We start from the raw sequence: 18,353 nt of genomic DNA, 5'->3' as shown, positions 1-18,353 counted from the left end.
CCTTATTTCAGAAAAGTAACGGAAACATTGCTTTTAGAGAGCGATTCATTTTCGCTGGCCAGATCAAAAGCGGTTTCTTTAAAATTGGTCGCAATGTCTTTTTTGGCACCGATGGACAGCAGGTATTTCAGCATGGCGTCATCTTTGGACACCATAGCGGCTTTGTGCAGGGCGGTGATGCCTTCCTTGTTTTTGCTGTTCACGTCGATTTGCAGCGCTTCCAGCCGTTTTACCAGCGGAAGGTCGTTTTTGGTAACCGCCAGGTGGTACAGCGTATTACCGTTCTGCTGCGGAGCTTTAACATCGAGCCCTTTGTCCTGAAGCAGTTTCAACTTTGCATCAAATTCTTCGGTTCGGGTTGCGTTGTAGGACTGCACCAGGTAAGCCAGCAGGTTATCACCGGTTTTGTCCGTTGCCTTGACATCGGCTCCTTTGCCCAACAGATAGTTCACCACTTCGGGCGAATTACCGCGTACGGCCATCGCCAGGGCTGTTACGCCTTTCTGGTTGCTCTGGTTGATGTTTTTTACCTTCGGCTGGAGCATTTCCAGTACGGCCAGATCCCGGTTGGCGGCAGCGGCATTCATGAATACCGTATTGCCTTCGTCGTCGGCCTGGTTGACATCGACACCTTTGGCCAGAAAATACTGAATGATTTCATTCTGTTTGGGCCGACGAACCAGCGCGTGCAGAACATTTTCACCGGCCTTGTTGGTCACGGTCGGTTTCAGGTTCAGGCTTTCCAGATACTGGAACACCTCAATGGGCGTAGCACCCCGGCGTCCGCCCTGGCTGGCCATGATCAAGGCGTTGTCGGTGGCCGGAACCCCGCGTTGCAGCAAGGCTTTCAGGATGTCGATATTGCCACCCCGGGCCGCATAACTAAAGGCGTTGTTGCCAGCCGCGTCCGTACTTTTCAGATCCAGGCCTTTCGAAACAAAATAGTCGGTGAGTTTGAGGTCCTTGTCGTTGGCAACCGCAATCAGCAAGGCGTTGGCACCGTCGTGGTTCAGGTCTTTCTTTAAATCGGCACCGTTCTGGAGGCACAGGTCATACACCCGTGTATTCGTCTGCCCGTTACCGGCCGCAAAATTCAACACCGTCATGCCGTGGCTGTCTTCCACGTTGGTTTTAGAGCCTTTCGCCAGCAGGTATTCCATCAGTTCCACATTGCCCCGACTGGCCGCCCAGTGCAGATAAATCCGGCTATCGTGGGTGATTTTGCTGACTTCGTTGCCGGGTTGCGACAACAGGTATTTGATGGTCTCGTTGGGAGCCTGGGCATTGATCGCCATCACAACGGGATCAAAACTGTTTGAATTGAACTGCGACGGGCTGTTTCCTTTTTCAATTTCTGCTTTCACCTGACTCACATCCGGTTTTCCCTGCCAGAACGACGGTTCCAATAGCACGTTTTTCTGGGCCTGCGCGGAGAGAACCGTGCCGAATAGAAGAGCGATCAGTAATTTTTTCATACGGATATACTGAAATAGAAATGCTGATACAATGCGCTCCGTTTTCCTGTAAAAAACCGAACGGAGTGCAAATTAATAAGATTCAGTCTAGATAAGAGCCGTTTACAGGTATTAAATTTGAAAGAGACTAAATAACCCAAGAGAAATTACGGTTAAAAGTCACGAAGCATTCTACGGATTCCACCACACTTTGTCTTTAATCATGGCGTCGCTGCCCTGTTGGGAAGCTTCGGCGTTGTGGGTTTGCCGTTCCGATTCGGGATACATCAGCCGCAGCGGGCGGGCCGTCGGCACGGGGGCATCCAGCGAATTCGGAATGGCGGGAATGCCCAACCGGCGGTAGTCGCTCCAGGCTTCGATGCTGCTGATGCTGTTCAGGGAGAGCCATTTTTGCGTGACAATAGCCTCGATTTTGTGGGTTGCCTGATCGAGGTTGACAGTCGGTTGAACATTGTAAGCGGCAAATTCACTGGCACCTACTTCATCCACCAGATAGTGAAGGCTTTCTTTCTGATTGACTTTTTTGAATATGATCCCACCCTGTTGTTTGAATGTTTCTAGAATGACCGGCCATCAGATGGATGGGGCCGTTTCGGTAAACTGAAACCGGGTTTGGGGCAGGCTTTCGGGGTACGCATCCCGCAGAAAAGCAATGATATTTTCCCGCAGAAAACACCGCAGATCGAAGCTTTCCGGGGCGTTGCGCGAGGAGGTCAGGATGCGGATGACGACGCAGGTCGGTTGGGTGTCGGTCACCTGAACCACACAAACTTCCCGGTCCCATAACGGATTGTTTTCAACCAGTTCTTTCGCCTTCTCCCGAATGCGATCGACCGGGACATTATAATCCAGATACAGCAGAACCGTTCCCAATACCGACGCGTTCGACCGGGTCCAGTTCTGGAACGGTTTTTCGATGAAATAGGTAATGGGCAGAATGAGCCGACGGCGGTCCCAAACCCGCACCACCACGTTTGTCAGGTTGATTTCTTCAATCCGGCCCCATTCATTTTCCACCACCACGGCGTCTTCGACCCGAATCTGTTGCGTGAAGGCAATCTGAATACCGGCCAGCAGGTTGGCGATGGTGCGTTGGGCGGCAAAACCAATGACGACCGACGCGATCCCGGCAGAAGTCAGGAAACTTAACCCGATTTTTCGCCCGCCATTGAACGACAGCAGTAACACGGAAAAACCAACGGCAATGATCAGAATGGAGACAAGTTGCCGGACAAAAACAATCTGGGTCACGAACTTCCGCTGGTGCAGATTCACATCGCTGGCCGTGTCATACCGGCGGATAATGAGCCGCTCCAGGACTTTCAAAAGCTGCACCACCAGCCAGGTGGTGGTGATGACAAAGGCAACTTCGGCGGCTTTGGAGGCATACGGAAACCGCTGAAACGAACGCTCCTGAATGTTGGTGATGATCAGGAAAAACAGGGAAGGCACGAAAAAATAAAAGGCATTCCGGACGTACTGACGCAGAAAACCCAACGCTTCGACATGGCGACGGCGGAGAATCATCCGGATCGTTTGCGCCACAATCATATTGACCAGCAACCCGGCCCCAACGGCCACGGCCAACAAAAGCCAGCCGGAAATTTTCCGGTTGTGCCGCAGCCAGCGATCGATCTCCGTGCCGATCTGACTAAAATTATCCCAAAAATCCGTCCAGTTCATGGTATACTAATCGAGGAGTTACCTATAAAAGAAGCCAGAGATAGAAATTGTTGCCCGGTTTTGGGAAAGATTTTTCAGCAGCGTGCCCTTACAACGCCCGCATCCAGTACACCATCCGTTTGGGTGTCGAAATCACTTCGCCAAGGTCGGGCCAGGCGAGGCTGCTCCGCAAAGACGGTTCTTTGTGATACCCTCTTTTGAGCCAGAACGCATCATTAGGCCGGTAATCGAGCGGTTTGGCGGGATGGTTTTCTTCGCGTTCAACGGAACAGAAGCAGGTTGTTTTGAACGTGCCAAAACGGCGGGCGTGGGCTTCCCGTTCGTCGAAAAACCGGTGGCCCAACCCCTGCCCCCGATAGGCCGGGAGCAAAATGCTTTCACCGAAATAAAAGATCGCATCCAGTTCAAAACCAGCCTGTTCGAAAGGAAACCGGATGTCGGCGGTCTCGTCCCGCAACGGGATGCAGGTAGTGGCTCCGACCATTTTTGATCCGTCGTATACGGCAAACAGAAAGGACCGCTCCGCTTGTGCGTAGATTTTCAGGTAGTCTTTTTCGTACGCGATCGTGCCTTCGTAGAGATACGGGTAGTCACGAAAAACCGCAATCCGCAAAGCCGCCAGATCATCAAAAACCGATTCGATTTCCGGTCCTTTTTGCGTCAGAAAAGAAAGCGATTGCATGCGATGCGGTTTTTAGTGTGAAACCGCTTGAATCCACTGAGGCAGGTTGTAATAGGTCGTTACACGGGTTATTTTTTCGTCAGACACTTCCAGAAAAGCCGCTGCCGGAACGACGTAGGTCTGGTTGGTGGCCGGGGGCAAACCGTCTTCGGCCTTTTTATAAATGCCGTTCACTACAAATTCAACGGCAACGCGGTTATTGGTCGGTTCGGTGAAGAAAACCAGATCGGTCAATTTTTCATCGTACGATTCGTCCATGTGATGAACAAAGTCGGTGAATTTTTCCAGACCAATGCGCGCTCCGCCCTGATTGGGTTCGTGCCGGATGTCGGGGTGGACCAGCGCCAGCATGCCGTTCCAGTCTTTTTGATTGAAGCAATCGTAATAAGTTTTGACAACGTCGAGAGCGGTCATTGATTCGAATGGGTTTGTTTGGCGCAAAGATAGGAAGGATTACGCCAAAACCGGCTTTACTACTTTTCCGTGCACATCCGTCAGTCGATACCGCCGTCCCTGGTGTTTGAAAATCAGCTTCTCGTGATCGACGCCCATCAGGTGCAGAATCGTGGCCTGAAAGTCGTGGACGTGGACGGGATCTTTGACTACGTTATACCCAAACTCGTCGGTTTCGCCATACACCATACCTTTTTGCACGCCCGCACCGGCCATCCAGACCGTGAAGCAACGCGGGTGGTGATCGCGACCGTAATTTTCTTTCGACAGCTTGCCCTGCGAGTAATTGGTGCGGCCAAACTCACCGCCCCAGATCACGAGCGTGTCGTCGAGCAGTCCGCGCTGTTTCAGATCCATGATCAAAGCCGCCGACGGTTGATCGACGCTTTTCGTCTGAATCTTGATGTCGTTCGGTAAATTCCCGTGCTGATCCCAGCCCTGGTGATACAACTGCACGAACTTGACGTCTTTCTCGATCAGCTTCCGGGCCAGCAGGCAATTGGCGGCAAACGTTCCCGGTTTGCGGGAATCGGGGCCATACAGGTCAAAGATATAATCCGGTTCTTTCGAAATGTCGAGGGTTTCGGGCACCGACGTCTGCATCCGGTACGCCATTTCGTACTGCGCCATCCGGTTGTTGATTTCCGGGTCCAGCACCTGTTTGTATTGTTCCTGATGCAGTTTTCCCAAATAATCCAGCATCCGCCGACGACTGGTTTTGTCGATGCCCGGCGGGTTGTTGAGGTAATACACCGGGTCGGGGCCGGAGCGGAAAACCACGCCCTGGTGCACCGAAGGCAGAAAACCGTTGCTCCACAGCTTGGCATACAAGGGCTGATCGCCATCGCGCCCTTTTGAGAGCAGTACGACAAAGGCCGGTAAATTCTGGTTGTCGGAACCCAGCCCGTAACTGGCCCAGGAACCAAATGAAGGCCGTCCGGCCTGCTGCGAACCGGTTTGGAAAAACGTCACCGCCGGATCGTGGTTGATGGCTTCGGTATTCATCGAACGAATAAAGCACAAATCATCCGTAATCCGGGAGGTATAGGGCAGCAACTCACTGACCCACATCTGGCTGTGGCCATGTTTAGCAAACTTGAACTTGGAAGCTGCCAGCGGAAACCGGCTTTGTCCGGAAGTCATTCCCGTCAGGCGTTGGCCTTTCCGGATGGATTCGGGCAAATCCTGGCCCCACATGGTTTCCAGTTTGGGTTTGTAATCGAACAAATCCAACTGCGAGGGCGCTCCGCTCTGAAACAGATAAATCACCCGCTTCACTTTGGGCGAAAAGTGCGGTTTTCCCGGCGCGCGGTTTTCTTCGCTGCCAGCCAACCCTTTCGTCGGATTGAGCAGGGATGCCAGGGCAATGGCTCCCAAACCGGCGCTGGTTTTGCCCAGAAAGGTCCGGCGGCTCAATTGATCGTGCAGTTCGTCTTCCAGGTTGTTCATAGCCTTCTCATTTTTCTCTGATCACCTCTGATGCTCCCTGATAAACTCTGTGTCACAAAAGTTATTTCTCAAAGCTAATCAGAGTTGAGTTTTATCGTTTGATAATCGCTTCGTCAACGTTCATAATGGTGCTGGTCACCACCGTCCAGGCGGCCAGCTCGGCAGTCGGCAGGGTTTTATCGACCGGATATTCCCCCACACTTAACAATTCGGCTGCCCGTCTGGGGTTTTTCCTGAAATCAGCGAGTTCTTCGGTATACAACTGCTTCATCAGGGCCACTTCAGCGGGCCGAACCGGGCGGCTGGTTACGGCTTTAAATACATAACTGATCAACGGCTCATCCCGCAGTCCCTTCTCCAATGCTTTTTGCCCCAACACCCGCGCAGCTTCCACAAACTGCGGATCGTTCAGCGTCACCAGGGCCTGCAAGGGCGTCGAGGTTTTCTGCCGTTTCACGATGCAGGTGTGTCGCTCGGCCGCATCGAAATTGAGCATCATCGGGGGCGGTGACGACCGCTTCCAGATCGTATACAAGCTTCGGCGGTAGAGGCTGTCGCCGTGACTTTGTTCATACTTGATGGCATTTCGGGTGGCCAGGGCTTCCCAGATACCCGAAGGTTGATACGGGAGTACGCTGGTGCCGCCAATTTTCCGGGATAGCAAACCGCTGGCAGCCAAGGCATTGTCGCGAACCTGCTCCGCCGACATCCGGTAGCTCGGGCCACGCGAAAGCAGCGAATTGTCCAGATCGGCTTCCAGCTTTTTGGCATCCGCCACCGACGACTGGCGATAGGTGGCCGACATCACAATCATTTTCTGCAAGGCTTTGGCATTCCAGATGCCCGCCCGTCCGGCGCCATCCCGGAAGCGAACGGCCAGGAAATCCAACAATTCGAGGTGGGAGGGAAGGTTGCCCTGATTCCCGAAATCATCGCTGCTCTTGACCAGGCCCTGACCAAAATACTGCTGCCAGAACCGGTTGACCATCACCCGGCTGAACAGCGAATGATCCGGATTCAGTAACCACATGGCCAATCCCAGGCGGTTTTTTGGATAGTCCGCCGGGAAGGGCATAAACTGTTCAGGTGTTGCGGGCGTCACTTCTTCGCCGGGCGCATCGTAGGCACCGCGTTTGAGCAGAAAGGTTTTTCGGGGAAATTTCCGCTCTTTCATCACCATCACCTGATCGGAATTGTTGTACAGCATCACTTCTTCCGCCCGGTTTTTCTGAAATTCCGCAAAGGCTTTTCGATACGTCGAGTCGTGGGTGGTAACGTAATAGGTATACAAACCGGCGCGTTGTGCCGCCGTCCGTTTGGCGGCTGGCGTAAACAAAGCCGTCATTAGCGCGTCTGGCTGACCCGCCAGTTTCGGAATTTCCAGCGGGGTCAGGGTGCGGTTATAAATCCTTAGTTCGTCAATTGCGTAATCTTTGATGTAATGATCGTGGATGCGGCCAATCAGGAACGGCGAACCGGACCAGTTTTTGCCATTTTTTCCGCGGTCGATGCTGTGAACCAGATGGTCGGTAATGACTTGAAGTTGAGTCGGTTGTCCGTTTAGATAGAGTTTAATGCCGCCCGCCCGGCCCGAGCCGTCGTAGGTCATGGTCAGGTGAAACCATTGTTTGTAGCGGATTTTGGCGACGGTTTCCACATCGAGGCTGTTGTCGGGCCAGACGTGGTTGATCGTAAGTTTGAACCGGCCATCTTCCAGCAAACCAATTTCGTAGCCCCGGTTTCCGTCGAAAGGCCCGTTTGACTTGCCCATCAGCATCCCTTCCAGACCCGGCTTGGCCACGTTGAACCACGCACTCACCGAAAACGGCTCATTTTGCTCAAAAAAGCCGACTTTCCGGGGCAACTCAATGTTGCTGTCGCCCTTCAGATACCGCGCCATCCCAACTTTTCCCTTGATTTGATACGGGAAACTTTCCGGGTCGCCGGCCAAACGCGCGGGTAGCGTGTCGTTCACCTGATTCCAGAAAGCATTGCGGGGGTCTTTTTCCAGTTCTTCGCGGGTTTTCGGAACGGCGGGCTTCTTCACTTCCGGCAGTCCCAGTTTTTTACGTCGTTCTTCCTCTTTCTTTTTGAGCTCGTCTTCCTTTTTCCGTTCGGCGTCTTTCAGTTTCTTTTCCTCCGAACTTTCGTAGGCTTTAAAATCCCGCCGATCGGCTTCGTCAAAGGTGTAATGCGCCACCAGACCAACGTTGACGGACGAGCTTGGCTTTTGTTCCGCCTGGCTCAGCCACTGCCCGAAAGCCTGCTGGTATTCGGGGCGATTGGGATTTAGTCGCTGCTGTAACGGTTTGATTTTCTGATGAATGAACTTCAATTTGGCGTCGACCTCCGACGAGGTGAGCGTGATCGTCGGGGCGGGTTCGCCGTTGTACGGAATCTGGCCGCGCTCGTTGTTGTTGTTGAAAAACGCAAACAGCGAATAGTAATCTTTCTGACTGATCGGGTCGTATTTGTGGTCGTGGCAGCGCGCACACTCGACGGTCATGCCCAGCATCGCTTTCCCGAACGTATTGACGCGGTCGGCGACGTATTCCACCCGGTATTCCTCATCCACAATCCCGCCTTCCTGGCTCTGCTGGTGGTTGCGGTTGAAAGCCGTGGCCAGGAGCATGTCTTTCGTCGGGTTCGGCAGCATATCGCCCGCCAGTTGCCAGGTGATGAACTTGTCGAACCGCAGGTTTTTGTTATACGCCCGAATCACCCAGTCGCGGTAGGGCCACATCGTGCGCAAACCGTCGTCCTGGTAGCCGTGCGTGTCGGCATACCGGGCCGCATCCAGCCACTCAACGGCTTGACGTTCACCATAATGCGGACTGCTAAACAAGCGGTTGACCACCTTTTCGTACGCATCCGGTGATTGATCGGCCAGAAACGCATCCACTTCGGCCACCGTCGGCGGCAAACCGGTCAGATCCAGCGAAACCCGGCGCAGCAGGGTCGCTTTGTCCGCTTCGGCATTGGGCGATAAACCTTTCTCTTCGAGTTTTTTGAGGACAAAATAATCAATCTCGTTTTTGGCCCATTTCTCATTTTTGACTTTCGGCACCTCCGCCAGTTGGGGCGCAATCAGCGACCAGTGCGGTTTGTATTCGGCCCCCTGCTCAATCCAGCGCACGAGCAAGGCTTTTTCTTCCGTTGTCAGAATGAGGTTGGACTCCGGCGTTGGCATCCGGTATTCGGGGTCGTCGGAAATGATGCGGTGATAGGCTTCACTTTTGGCCAGATTACCGGGGACAATCGCTTTTTTACCGCTTTCTGCCAAGGCTTCGTAGGCACTTTCGGCGATGTCCAAGCGCAAACCGGCTTTTTGCTTGGCCTTATCCGGTCCGTGGCAGGCAAAGCAACGGTCGGATAAAATGGGTTTGATATGGAGGTTGTAATCGACTTTTTCGGGCAATTTGCTTTCAATCGCCAGCAGTTCGGCCGGTTTTTCGACGCTCGTTTCACACGAGCTCCCAACGGCTATCGAAAACAGGCCGATGGCTGCGCTAAGCAGGAAGGATTGAACTCGTATGTCGGTTAAATGACGCATACGAACAAAGGGGTTTAAGGGAAAAACACAATGAATTTACGAAAATCAACCGGGTTTGTAAAGAAATAAACCAATTTGGCTTTAAAAAAGTGCTATATCCTTGCCAAAAACAGTGTTTCGTCCGAAAGGAGTCCTCACTTCGCTTTTTCTTTTTCGGCTTTGGCCGAATCCGCTTTGGTAAAGGCCGCAATGGAATTCTCGCCCAACCCCATGTTGATTTCCAGCCCCGGCAATGCTTTTTTCAATTCCGCCACGCCCGCGTCCGTCACTTTGGTTTGCCAGAGGTAAACGGTTTTAAGATTTTTGATACCGGCCAGTTCGGCCAGTCCGGCGTCGGTCACGGCGGTTCCGTACAGATTCAGGTATTCGAGATACGGCAGATTTTTCAGGCTTTTCAAACCGGCGTCGGTCACTTTCGTTTGTTCCAGGTGCAGTTTTTGCAGGTTTTTCAACTGGGCCACCTGCGCCAGCGTCGCGTCCGAAATTTCCGTATCCCCCAGTTTCAGCCAGACAATTTGCTGGCTCAGTTTCGGCAGCGAAACCGCCTGTGCATCGCTGAACGCCCGGGCGTTGACCGCGCTGACTTCCAGTTGATTCTGTTCTTTCGACAACGGTAAAACCAGCAAACCGGCTTTTTTCAACTCCTCGATGGCCTTCGGATCAGCGGCTGGCAGTTTCATCGTCAACACCGGCGACTCGGGAGCCGGACCGGTTGCAACCTGCTCACCGCCCACGTTTCCGCCACCCGTTCCCAGCGCGGCCAGGGCCGGTTTGATGTTGTCGGATACTTTCAATTCGGCTACTTTTTTGTCGAATGGTGCGCCCTCGTTGATCCACCAGGTCAGCAGCGCGATTTGATTTTCGGTGAGCTGGGTTTTGCCTTTGGGCGGCATGTGGTGGTCGTCCTCTTCCGGCAACAGACACACTTTAACCAGTTTGCTTTGGTCGGCTTTACCGGCAACCAGAACCGCGCCGTCTTCGCTTCCTTTTTTGATCATTTCGGGCGAATCCAGCCGCAGATCGGCCTTCGATTTTTCGGGATTGTGGCACTGAATGCAGCGGCTTTTCAGAATCGGATGGACAATCTGCTGATACACCATCGCCTGATTGACGTCTTCAATGGGCTTCGTATCTTCCACACTTTCCTCGCGGGGCGGAATGCCTGCCAGCGACCGGAAGGGTTCCGGGGTGTGTTGGGTCAGGAAGTCGGAACCGTGGGTGAGCGAACCGCCTTCGTGACCAGCCGCCAGCAACAGCAAAACCGCTACGCCCAGCGCGGGGTAATACAACAAGGGGCCAAAGCGGATTTTGGGGCCAATTCGTTCGTGTTTGATGGCCCAGGCCACCCAGGCAAAAACCGCCACCCCGATGCCTTCCCACATGTGGTTGTTCAGCGTTTCTTCTTCGTAGCCACCGCCCAGCGAGAGCAGATAACCGAAAATACAGGCCATCGTGGCACTGACGGCCGACCAGAACAAAATCAACGTAATCGTATGGGAACTAACGGTTTGGCGACGCGTCAGCCGGTCCAGTTCGAGCAGGCCCGCAATCAGCAGAAAACCGATCGGCAAATGGACGATGAGCGGGTGGAAATGCCCGAAGAACAAAGCCCACTCGGAGGGTTGCGGTGCCGTAGCCTGTAAGAGAATAGAAGGAGTCATTGAATCAATCAGATGTTCAATTTTGGGAGGAACGTCGGCCTGAGCAGAGCCTGACGAGTACGCGTATGATTTCAAGCCGGACCGAAATGAGTTCCGGCCCGGCAAACGGTAAGGTTGAGTTCAGGAAGCACGCCGTCATTGTGAACGTTTGTGCTTGCAACAACGGCCGATTTTATCAGCTAACGCGCTGTAGTTTCACCGGATAGGTTTTTTGAGAAGCCCATTGCGGTACATACACGTTTTCGTCGCCATCGACCAGAACGTCGTGCGGGTGCATGAAGCCCGTAAAGCTCGTGTCTTTCCGCTGTTCTTCCAGTTTACCGTCTTTATAAACCGGTGCCGAACCGCCCGGCGTGGAAACCACCTTGTCGTTCTTATCCAGAATCTGGATGTACCCCGAGTTCGGGTAGGCATCGGACGTACTGCGGAACACCGCGCCGTAAATCATGTCACCGTGCAAAACCGGGCGGCAGATATACGAACCGGGTAAGGCAATGGTCGAGAGGTATTTGCCATCGAGCGTAAACCGCTTCAGGCAGTTGTGACGGCGGTCGGTAATGAGCAGGGTCGGATTGGCTTTGTTGCGGGTGTCGACCAGAATGCCGTGGCAGCAATCGAACTGACCGTTTTCGGAGCCTTTACCGCCCCAGTGCCGGATGTATTTGCCCTTGGCGTCATACTGCGTGATGTAATTCAGGCCGTAGCCGTCGGCGATGTAAATATCGCCGTTGGCGGGGTTGATGGCGGTTTCGGTCGGGGTAAACTGCGTCGGGTAATCGTATTTTCCGGTTTCCTTCGGGTAATCGATTTTCAGCAGTTCTTTGCCTTTCAGGTCGGTTTTGATGACCTGATGCCGGTTATTATCACAAATAAACAGGAATTGTTCTCCGCCTTCGTTGGCCAGCGTCAGGCCGTGGGCACCGGGGTATGTTGTCCCCCAGGTTTCGAGCAGTTTACCCGATTTATCGTAAATGATGACGTTGTTTTTCGTCTCATTGGTCAGCAGAATCAGGCGGCCTTTGGCATCTTCCACCATTTCGTGGCAGTCGTTGACCGGGTTTTTGCCCGCATCCAGAACGCCCCAGTTTGGCACGACCCGGTAGCGGTGCGAACCATGTCCAACGGTTTTTTCATCGGCTTTGGGTTGGGCACCGAAATTAATATGGGGAATCGTTAATCCGACGGCAGTTGCGGCTGTGGCCTTCGTAAGAAACGTGCGCCGGTTTACAGGTTGTGAATTCATAAGGTCAATTACAAAAGGTTTAGGGAATTGGGGGTTTAGTTCACGACAATTCGAGAAACCGCTCCGGATTGATGCCCCGGTCTTCCAGTTCGAACGAATTGTTTATAATAAGTTGGTGAATATACTGCCAAAACGGGCGATTTGTCAACCAAAAATTCAAATCGACGTTCAGAACACTCTGAAAAAGATCGCCGGGGTAAAATTCTCCTTCGGCAAACGGGTTTTTGGTGAGCCTTTCAAGCGCCAGTGGAATCAGGTACGGCAGCGAAATTCCTTCGGCAATCAGCAGCCGGATGTCTTCCGTGCTAAACTGGTTCAGGGGCGTCTGCCGCAGGGCGTAAATTTTCTGACTCCGGTTGTCGCCAAAATCCGGTTCTTCTCCACTTGTTTTCTCCAGATTATCAAGGGTTTGCTGTTGCCAGTTTTCCTCCATTTCCGTACGGTTCATGTCAGACAGGAGACGTTTCCAACCGCAAATTTATCGCGCCCGCAACCGCTTCTGTACGTGTAAAGGTATCTTTTTTATTGGCGGAAAATCGCGGGGAATGGTGAAAAAAACACTAAAAATTTATTTTTCATCCACCATGTGAGGTAATAAAGTGCAAACTTGTCTATGTTAAATACCACCTGGTTTAGCAACACGCTGCATGCAACAAGTACCCTTAGACGATACCGAAAATAGCGGAGATTCTTTGCCGCGTTTTTTGGGAAGCCACCAGCCGCTTCAGCCCGGCAAAGTGACGGACGACGAATTGATCTTTCGACAACTCTTCGCTCAGGATCCGAAGCGTGGTTGCGAACTGCTGTTCCGGCGGTATTACACCAATCTGGTCAACCACGCGGTTCGGTTCGTTTACTCCAAAGAAGTGGCCGAGGATCTGGTGGCCGAAGTCTACACGGCTTTCTGGCAGGACCGCGTCTTTGAACGGATAACGACGTCTTACCGGGCGTATCTCTACCAGACGGTTCGACACCGGTCCTACAACTACCTGCGGTGGGAACTGCATCCTTCCGATTCGCTGGATACGCTGCACACCCAGGGCATATCACCGGCATTGCAACCCGACGAGGTGCTGCATTACAGCGAACTGCACCAGAAAATTGAAGACGCCATCCAGAGCCTGACTCCGCAGTGCAAGCGGGCGTTTCTGCTGAGCCGGATTGAAGGGAAAAAGTACCTGGAAATTGCGCAGGAAATGCAGATCAGCAACAGTGCCGTCGAGAAACTGATGATCAGGGCACTCAACCAGTTACGTCAGGAATTGAAAGGAGAATGGTTCATCAGTCTGCTGCTGGGGCTGGTTACCTGCGCTTACTGATGGGCCGATGACACCCTTCTTTCTCCAGTTGACTAACCGGCAAAATTTGAATCTGCTATGGAACCTTTACTGATAAAACGCATTGTATTCGACTTTTTCGATGGAAAAGCGACGGCGATCCAGCGAAAATACCTCGAAGAATGGCTGACGGACGAAACCAACCACGAAGCCTATTACCACTACCTGGATGAATGGGAAAGCCAGCGACCCCAGTTTTCGGTAGACGCCGAAAAAGCACTGACCGCGTATCAGCGGGTACTGGAAGACGAACAGCCGACCGTAACCCCATCGAAAGTGCTGCCGGTTTCCCGGTCCGGCCTGTTTCAAAAATGGCTTCCCTGGGGCATAGCAGCTTCCGTTACCTTGCTGGGCCTGCTGGGTGCCTACGTTTTCCGGGCCCAAATCCTGTATGAAACCCACCGGACGGCCTTCGGACAAACCAGCGAATATAAACTGGCGGATGGAACGGAAGTCACGCTGAATGCCAATTCCAGCCTGCGCGTTCCCCGGTTTGGCTTTGGGAACAAAACACGGGAGGTATATCTGGAAGGCGAAGGTGAATTCAAAGTGACGCATACCGTCAACAACCAGCGGTTTATCGTCCGGACGGCGGATCGTTTTCAGGTCGAGGTGCTGGGAACCGAGTTCGTGGTGTATGCCCGGGCCAAAGGCAAACGCGTGTTTCTCAGCAAAGGCAAGGTGAAACTGGATCTGCCGCAGGGTCAGCAGCTTTATATGCGGCCGGGTAATGTGGTGACGGTGGCCAATTCCGGCCGGTACCGGCTCACCCAGACCAAAACTGCCCGCCCCTATGTTGCCTGGAAAGACCACTGGTTTTACTTCGACAACACTTCCCTTACCGAGGTCGCAAACCAGATTCAGGAGCAGTTTGGAATTAAGGTCGTGGTGCCCGAACCCAAACTGGCGCAACGGCGGATTGCCGGTAATTTCCGGGCCGAGCAAGCCGATGACCTGTTCCAGATTTTAGCCGAATTACTGACGATCGACGTGGTGAAAAAACGCCATTATATTGAATTGACTACTCCTAAACACCCTTAAACCTACCATTCCTAAAACCTACGCAATATGGTAATCTCATTTTTACAAAAAACGGCCGTGGTTTCGCTGGTCGTGCTCAGTCACCAGCTGACGCAGGCGCAACCGATTGCCCTGGCCCGGCAGCAGAGCCGATCGACGGAGGTGATTCAGACCGTTCCGGCGGCAGGCCAGAAAATGAAAGAAGTGTTGACGGAATTAAGCCGTCAGCATCAGGTCAGTATTCTGTTTGAAGAAACGACGGTGAACGGTATTGTCGTTCCGGCCAACGTTCGGCTCCGTTCCGGGAAGCTGGAAAAGCAGTTGGAAACCCTGCTGAAACCGTATGACCTGATGTTCAAAAAAGTGGGAAATCAGGCGTACTACATCATTAAAAATCCGGCCAAAGCCAGTGCTCCGGCCACACCGGCACTGGAATCGGTCAATACACCGGTTTCGTTGAAGGAACCCACTGCGGCAGGGAGTCCGGTTTTCTCGCCGAATACGCCATCAGTCAACATGGCCGACTTCACGGTGAGCGGGAAAGTTTCCAGTGAAAACGGCGAAGGGCTGCCCGGCGTTAGCGTGGTGATCAAAGGAACCCAGCGCGGGACCGTGACCAATGCGGAAGGCAATTACTCGCTTTCCGTTCCGGAAGCCGCCAATGGTGCCACGCTGGTTTTTAGCTTCGTGGGGTATTTGTCTCAGGAACTGAACGTCAAGGCGTCAACGACCATAAATGTTTCGCTGAAACCAGATGACAAAGTACTGGAAGAAATTGTCGTCATTGGGTACGGTACGGCCCGGAAAAGCGACTTGACGGGGGCCGTTGGTTCCGTGAAAGAAGCCGAATTGAAAGAACGCCCGGCGGCTTCGCTGACGCAGGCGCTGGCGGGTCGGATGCCGGGTGTGCAGGTCAACAACAACTCGGGTCGGCCCGGTGGTCGGACCACCATCCGCGTTCGCGGGTTTAGCTCCATCAACTCGTCGAACAACCCGCTGTATGTGGTCGACGGGGTGATGCTGCCGCAGGGGAACCAGAACCAGTTCAGCTCGGCCATCGACTACATCAACCCGAACGACATCGTTTCGGTGGAAGTGTTGAAAGATGCCTCCTCGACCGCCATTTACGGCGCGCGGGGTGCCAACGGCGTGGTGCTGGTGACGACCAAAAAAGGCAAATCGGGAGAAGGTCAGGTGACCTATAACGTCGATTTCAGTGTGAACACCATCGGACCCAACCGACCCCGGGTGCTGAATTCCCGGCAGTATATGGCCGTGGAAGATCTGGCCTGGGCCAATATGGAAAAATACGATCCGGCGGGGTGGGCGGCTGGCAAATGGGCGTATCTGAACCCCAAATTGCGCCGGATCGACCCCCGCGTCTGGAATTCCGACGGCAGTCCGAAATACGATACCGACTGGTTCAAGGAAACCACCCAGAATAAACTCTCGCAAAACCACCAGTTAGGATTTAGCGGGGGCAACGACCGCACGCAGTATTCGATCTCACTGGGCTTCCGCGATGACCAGGGCTTGCTCAAAACCTCGTACATGAAACGCTATTCGGGCCGGTTTACGATCGACGATCAGGTAAAATCGTGGTTGAAAGTGGGCGGTACGCTGAGCTACAACAACCAGACGGAGAACCTGGTGGATGTCAACGACGCTGTGGCCCGCCAGATTGTGGAAGATTTTCCGTTCCTGCCGGTTCAGTACGAAGACGGTTCCTTTGCCAACAACCGGGATTTTCCGTTTGCGGAAGGAACGATGAGTTCGTACCACCGCCTGATGGGTCGCCGGTATATTCTGAATACCCAAACCACCACCGGAAGCCTGTACTCCAACATCAGCCTGGCCAAAGGGCTGGAAATGCGGACGGTTTTGGGAGCCAACGTACAGACGCAGGAAGTGAACCAGTCGAGCACCCGGACGCTGGAAATCGGCGCAAACGGGACGGCATCGGCCAACAATTTCAGAGACTCGTTCTGGTCGCTGGAAAACTACCTGACCTATAACAAACAGATCAACGACAAACACGCCATCAATGCGCTGTTGGGGGTGTCGTGGCAGGAATCGAATTACTTCACGATTGGTGCCAGCGTCCGCAATTTTGCGACGGACTACTTCGGTTTCAACAACCTGGGCGCGGGAGCCACCAACCCGGCGGTGAGTTCGGGAGCCTCCCGGTTTTCGTTCAATTCCTATTTCGGTCGGATCAACTACAGCCTGATGGAGAAATACCTGGTGACCTTCACGGGTCGGGCCGATGGGTCGTCAAAATTCGGGAACAACCATAAATTTGCGTTCTTCCCCTCGGCGGCTCTGGCCTGGCGGGCATCGGAAGAGGAGTTCCTGAAAGGCAATGCCCTCATCTCGAACCTGAAAGTGCGGACGAGCTTCGGTCTGACGGGGAACTCCGAAATACCACCTTACTCGTCGTTGTCGCTGCTCAGTTCGAACTACGCGACCATCTACGGCGATGCCCGGGTGTCGGGTACGGGGATCAGCCGTCTGGCGAACCCGGATCTGCGCTGGGAAAAAACCGCCCAAACGGATATTGGTGTGGAACTGGGCTTGCTGAAAGGCCGGATCAATCTGGAAGCGGACTACTACTACCGCAAAACCACCGATATGCTGCTGGATGCGCCGGTTCCGCGCACGAGCGGCTACGGCACGATTCGCCGGAACGTGGGTTCGATGCAGAACAAAGGCTTTGAGCTTGGTCTGAATACGGTCAACATCGACGCGGGCGGTTTTCAGTGGAACTCGACCTTCAACATCTCTTTCAACCGCAACAAAGTCTTGTCGCTGGCGACGCCTTCGGACATCTTCAACGTGGGGGGCCCGAACTTTACGAATCCAACCAACGTGATCCGGGTGGGCGAGCCCGTCGGATCGTTCTGGGGGCTGACCCGGGTGGGTGTTTGGAGTGAAGCGGAACGCGAAGAAGCGGCCCGGTTTGTGAGCTACCGAAATGGGTTGACGATGTTGCCGGGTGATATTAAGTACCTGGATGTCAACGGTGACCGCGCCATCACGGATGCCGACCGGAGCATCATCGGAAACGGCAGCCCGAAAGCGTGGGGTGCTTTTTCCAACACCTTTCGCTACAAAAACTTTGACCTGACGCTGGAACTGCAGTTTTCCTACGGCAATGACGTCATGGATCTGAACATCTCGACCAGTGAAGACCGGCAGGCGCTGGCCAACAGCTACACCTCGGTGTTGAATGCCTGGACGCCGACGAATCAAAACAGCCAGATTGCCGAAATCCGCGATACGCGGGCCGGTTATGTCTTGAACGTAGACAGTTACTGGATCAAGGACGGTTCGTTTCTGCGGGGCCGGAACCTGCTGTTTGGGTACACGTTTCCGGGTGTTGTAACCAACAAACTCAAACTGAACCGCCTGCGGGCGTATGCTACCGTGCAGAACTTCTTCCTGCTGGTGAAAGACAAAATCATCGGCGATCCGGAAGTAACGCCGACCAACCAGGGCGACAGCAACAGTGCGTTCTCGCAAGGGATGATCTGGCACAATTATCCCAAACCGACCACGTTCATGTTCGGGTTGCAGATTGGGCTGTAGGTTTACGGTTTTCAGTTTACGGTATTCGGTTTACGCCGGGCCGTCGCTACGGTGCGGTTCCCCGCCGGGAGTGACGCGAGCTTCGAAATGAGCACGCGTCAGCTACCGTAAACGGAAAACCGTGTACCGAATACCAGATTTCAACCATTAAAAGCACTTTCAAAATGAAACATATAGTTAGTAAAGTGAGCAAAATCGCCCTGCTGGGG

13 protein-coding genes are annotated in these 18,353 nt (G+C 53.5%); 3 read left to right on the top strand and 10 right to left on the bottom strand.

Translation table 11 applies throughout. From position 1 onward, the window contains the following. Window positions 1-2: 2 nt before the first annotated feature. The 10 genes from FH871_RS29340 to FH871_RS29295 all read right to left on the bottom strand — a co-directional run bounded on the left by FH871_RS29340 (window position 3) and on the right by FH871_RS29295 (window position 12,647). Window positions 3-1,475: an ankyrin repeat domain-containing protein gene (locus tag FH871_RS29340; protein WP_138994919.1), complete on the bottom strand. Its 1,473-nt coding sequence runs from the start codon at window positions 1,473-1,475 to the stop codon at window positions 3-5. A gap of 171 nt (window positions 1,476-1,646) precedes the next feature. After that, complete coding sequence (locus tag FH871_RS29335) at window positions 1,647-1,967, bottom strand: SusD/RagB family nutrient-binding outer membrane lipoprotein (RefSeq protein ID WP_255516989.1); 321 nt, start codon at window positions 1,965-1,967, stop codon at window positions 1,647-1,649. Between the two features lie 81 nt (window positions 1,968-2,048). Further along, window positions 2,049-3,158 carry a mechanosensitive ion channel family protein gene (locus FH871_RS29330; RefSeq protein WP_138994917.1) on the bottom strand — a complete coding sequence of 370 codons (1,110 nt, stop codon included), beginning with the start codon at window positions 3,156-3,158 and terminating at the stop codon, window positions 2,049-2,051. Between the two features lie 88 nt (window positions 3,159-3,246). Continuing rightward, entirely contained in the window at window positions 3,247-3,840 is a 594-nt protein-coding gene (locus tag FH871_RS29325; RefSeq protein ID WP_138994916.1) for a GNAT family N-acetyltransferase, read from the bottom strand. A gap of 12 nt (window positions 3,841-3,852) precedes the next feature. Further along, window positions 3,853-4,254, bottom strand: coding sequence for a nuclear transport factor 2 family protein (locus tag FH871_RS29320; RefSeq protein ID WP_138994915.1), 402 nt, complete (start codon window positions 4,252-4,254; stop codon window positions 3,853-3,855). A gap of 39 nt (window positions 4,255-4,293) precedes the next feature. Beyond that, window positions 4,294-5,742 carry a DUF1501 domain-containing protein gene (locus FH871_RS29315; protein ID WP_138994914.1) on the bottom strand — a complete coding sequence of 483 codons (1,449 nt, stop codon included), beginning with the start codon at window positions 5,740-5,742 and terminating at the stop codon, window positions 4,294-4,296. A gap of 91 nt (window positions 5,743-5,833) precedes the next feature. After that, window positions 5,834-9,295 carry a DUF1553 domain-containing protein gene (locus FH871_RS29310; protein ID WP_138994913.1) on the bottom strand — a complete coding sequence of 1,154 codons (3,462 nt, stop codon included), beginning with the start codon at window positions 9,293-9,295 and terminating at the stop codon, window positions 5,834-5,836. A 134-nt stretch (window positions 9,296-9,429) separates the two neighbouring features. Beyond that, window positions 9,430-10,956, bottom strand: a complete 1,527-nt coding sequence (locus FH871_RS29305; RefSeq protein WP_138994912.1) for a c-type cytochrome domain-containing protein — start codon at window positions 10,954-10,956, stop codon at window positions 9,430-9,432. A 175-nt stretch (window positions 10,957-11,131) separates the two neighbouring features. Continuing rightward, window positions 11,132-12,199 carry a 6-bladed beta-propeller gene (locus FH871_RS29300; RefSeq protein ID WP_114404264.1) on the bottom strand — a complete coding sequence of 356 codons (1,068 nt, stop codon included), beginning with the start codon at window positions 12,197-12,199 and terminating at the stop codon, window positions 11,132-11,134. Between the two features lie 40 nt (window positions 12,200-12,239). Then, complete coding sequence (locus FH871_RS29295) at window positions 12,240-12,647, bottom strand: contact-dependent growth inhibition system immunity protein (protein WP_138994911.1); 408 nt, start codon at window positions 12,645-12,647, stop codon at window positions 12,240-12,242. 199 nt (window positions 12,648-12,846) lie between these two features. Between FH871_RS29295 and FH871_RS29290 the strand changes: the two genes are divergently transcribed. The 3 genes from FH871_RS29290 to FH871_RS29280 are packed head-to-tail and all read left to right on the top strand — an operon-like array spanning window position 12,847 to window position 18,144. Then, window positions 12,847-13,518 carry a sigma-70 family RNA polymerase sigma factor gene (locus tag FH871_RS29290; protein ID WP_138994910.1) on the top strand — a complete coding sequence of 224 codons (672 nt, stop codon included), beginning with the start codon at window positions 12,847-12,849 and terminating at the stop codon, window positions 13,516-13,518. A gap of 57 nt (window positions 13,519-13,575) precedes the next feature. After that, on the top strand, window positions 13,576-14,577 hold the full coding sequence (locus FH871_RS29285; protein WP_138994909.1) for a FecR family protein: 1,002 nt from the start codon (window positions 13,576-13,578) through the stop codon (window positions 14,575-14,577). A 27-nt stretch (window positions 14,578-14,604) separates the two neighbouring features. Next, on the top strand, window positions 14,605-18,144 hold the full coding sequence (locus FH871_RS29280; protein ID WP_229317691.1) for a TonB-dependent receptor: 3,540 nt from the start codon (window positions 14,605-14,607) through the stop codon (window positions 18,142-18,144). The last annotated feature ends 209 nt before the right edge of the window (window positions 18,145-18,353 follow it).

It is taken from the genome of Larkinella sp. C7, assembly GCF_006149005.1.
Lineage (GTDB): Bacteria > Bacteroidota > Bacteroidia > Cytophagales > Spirosomataceae > Larkinella.
The sequence above is the reverse complement of the archived record's forward strand: the minus strand, read 5'-3'. Positions and strand labels throughout refer to the sequence as shown.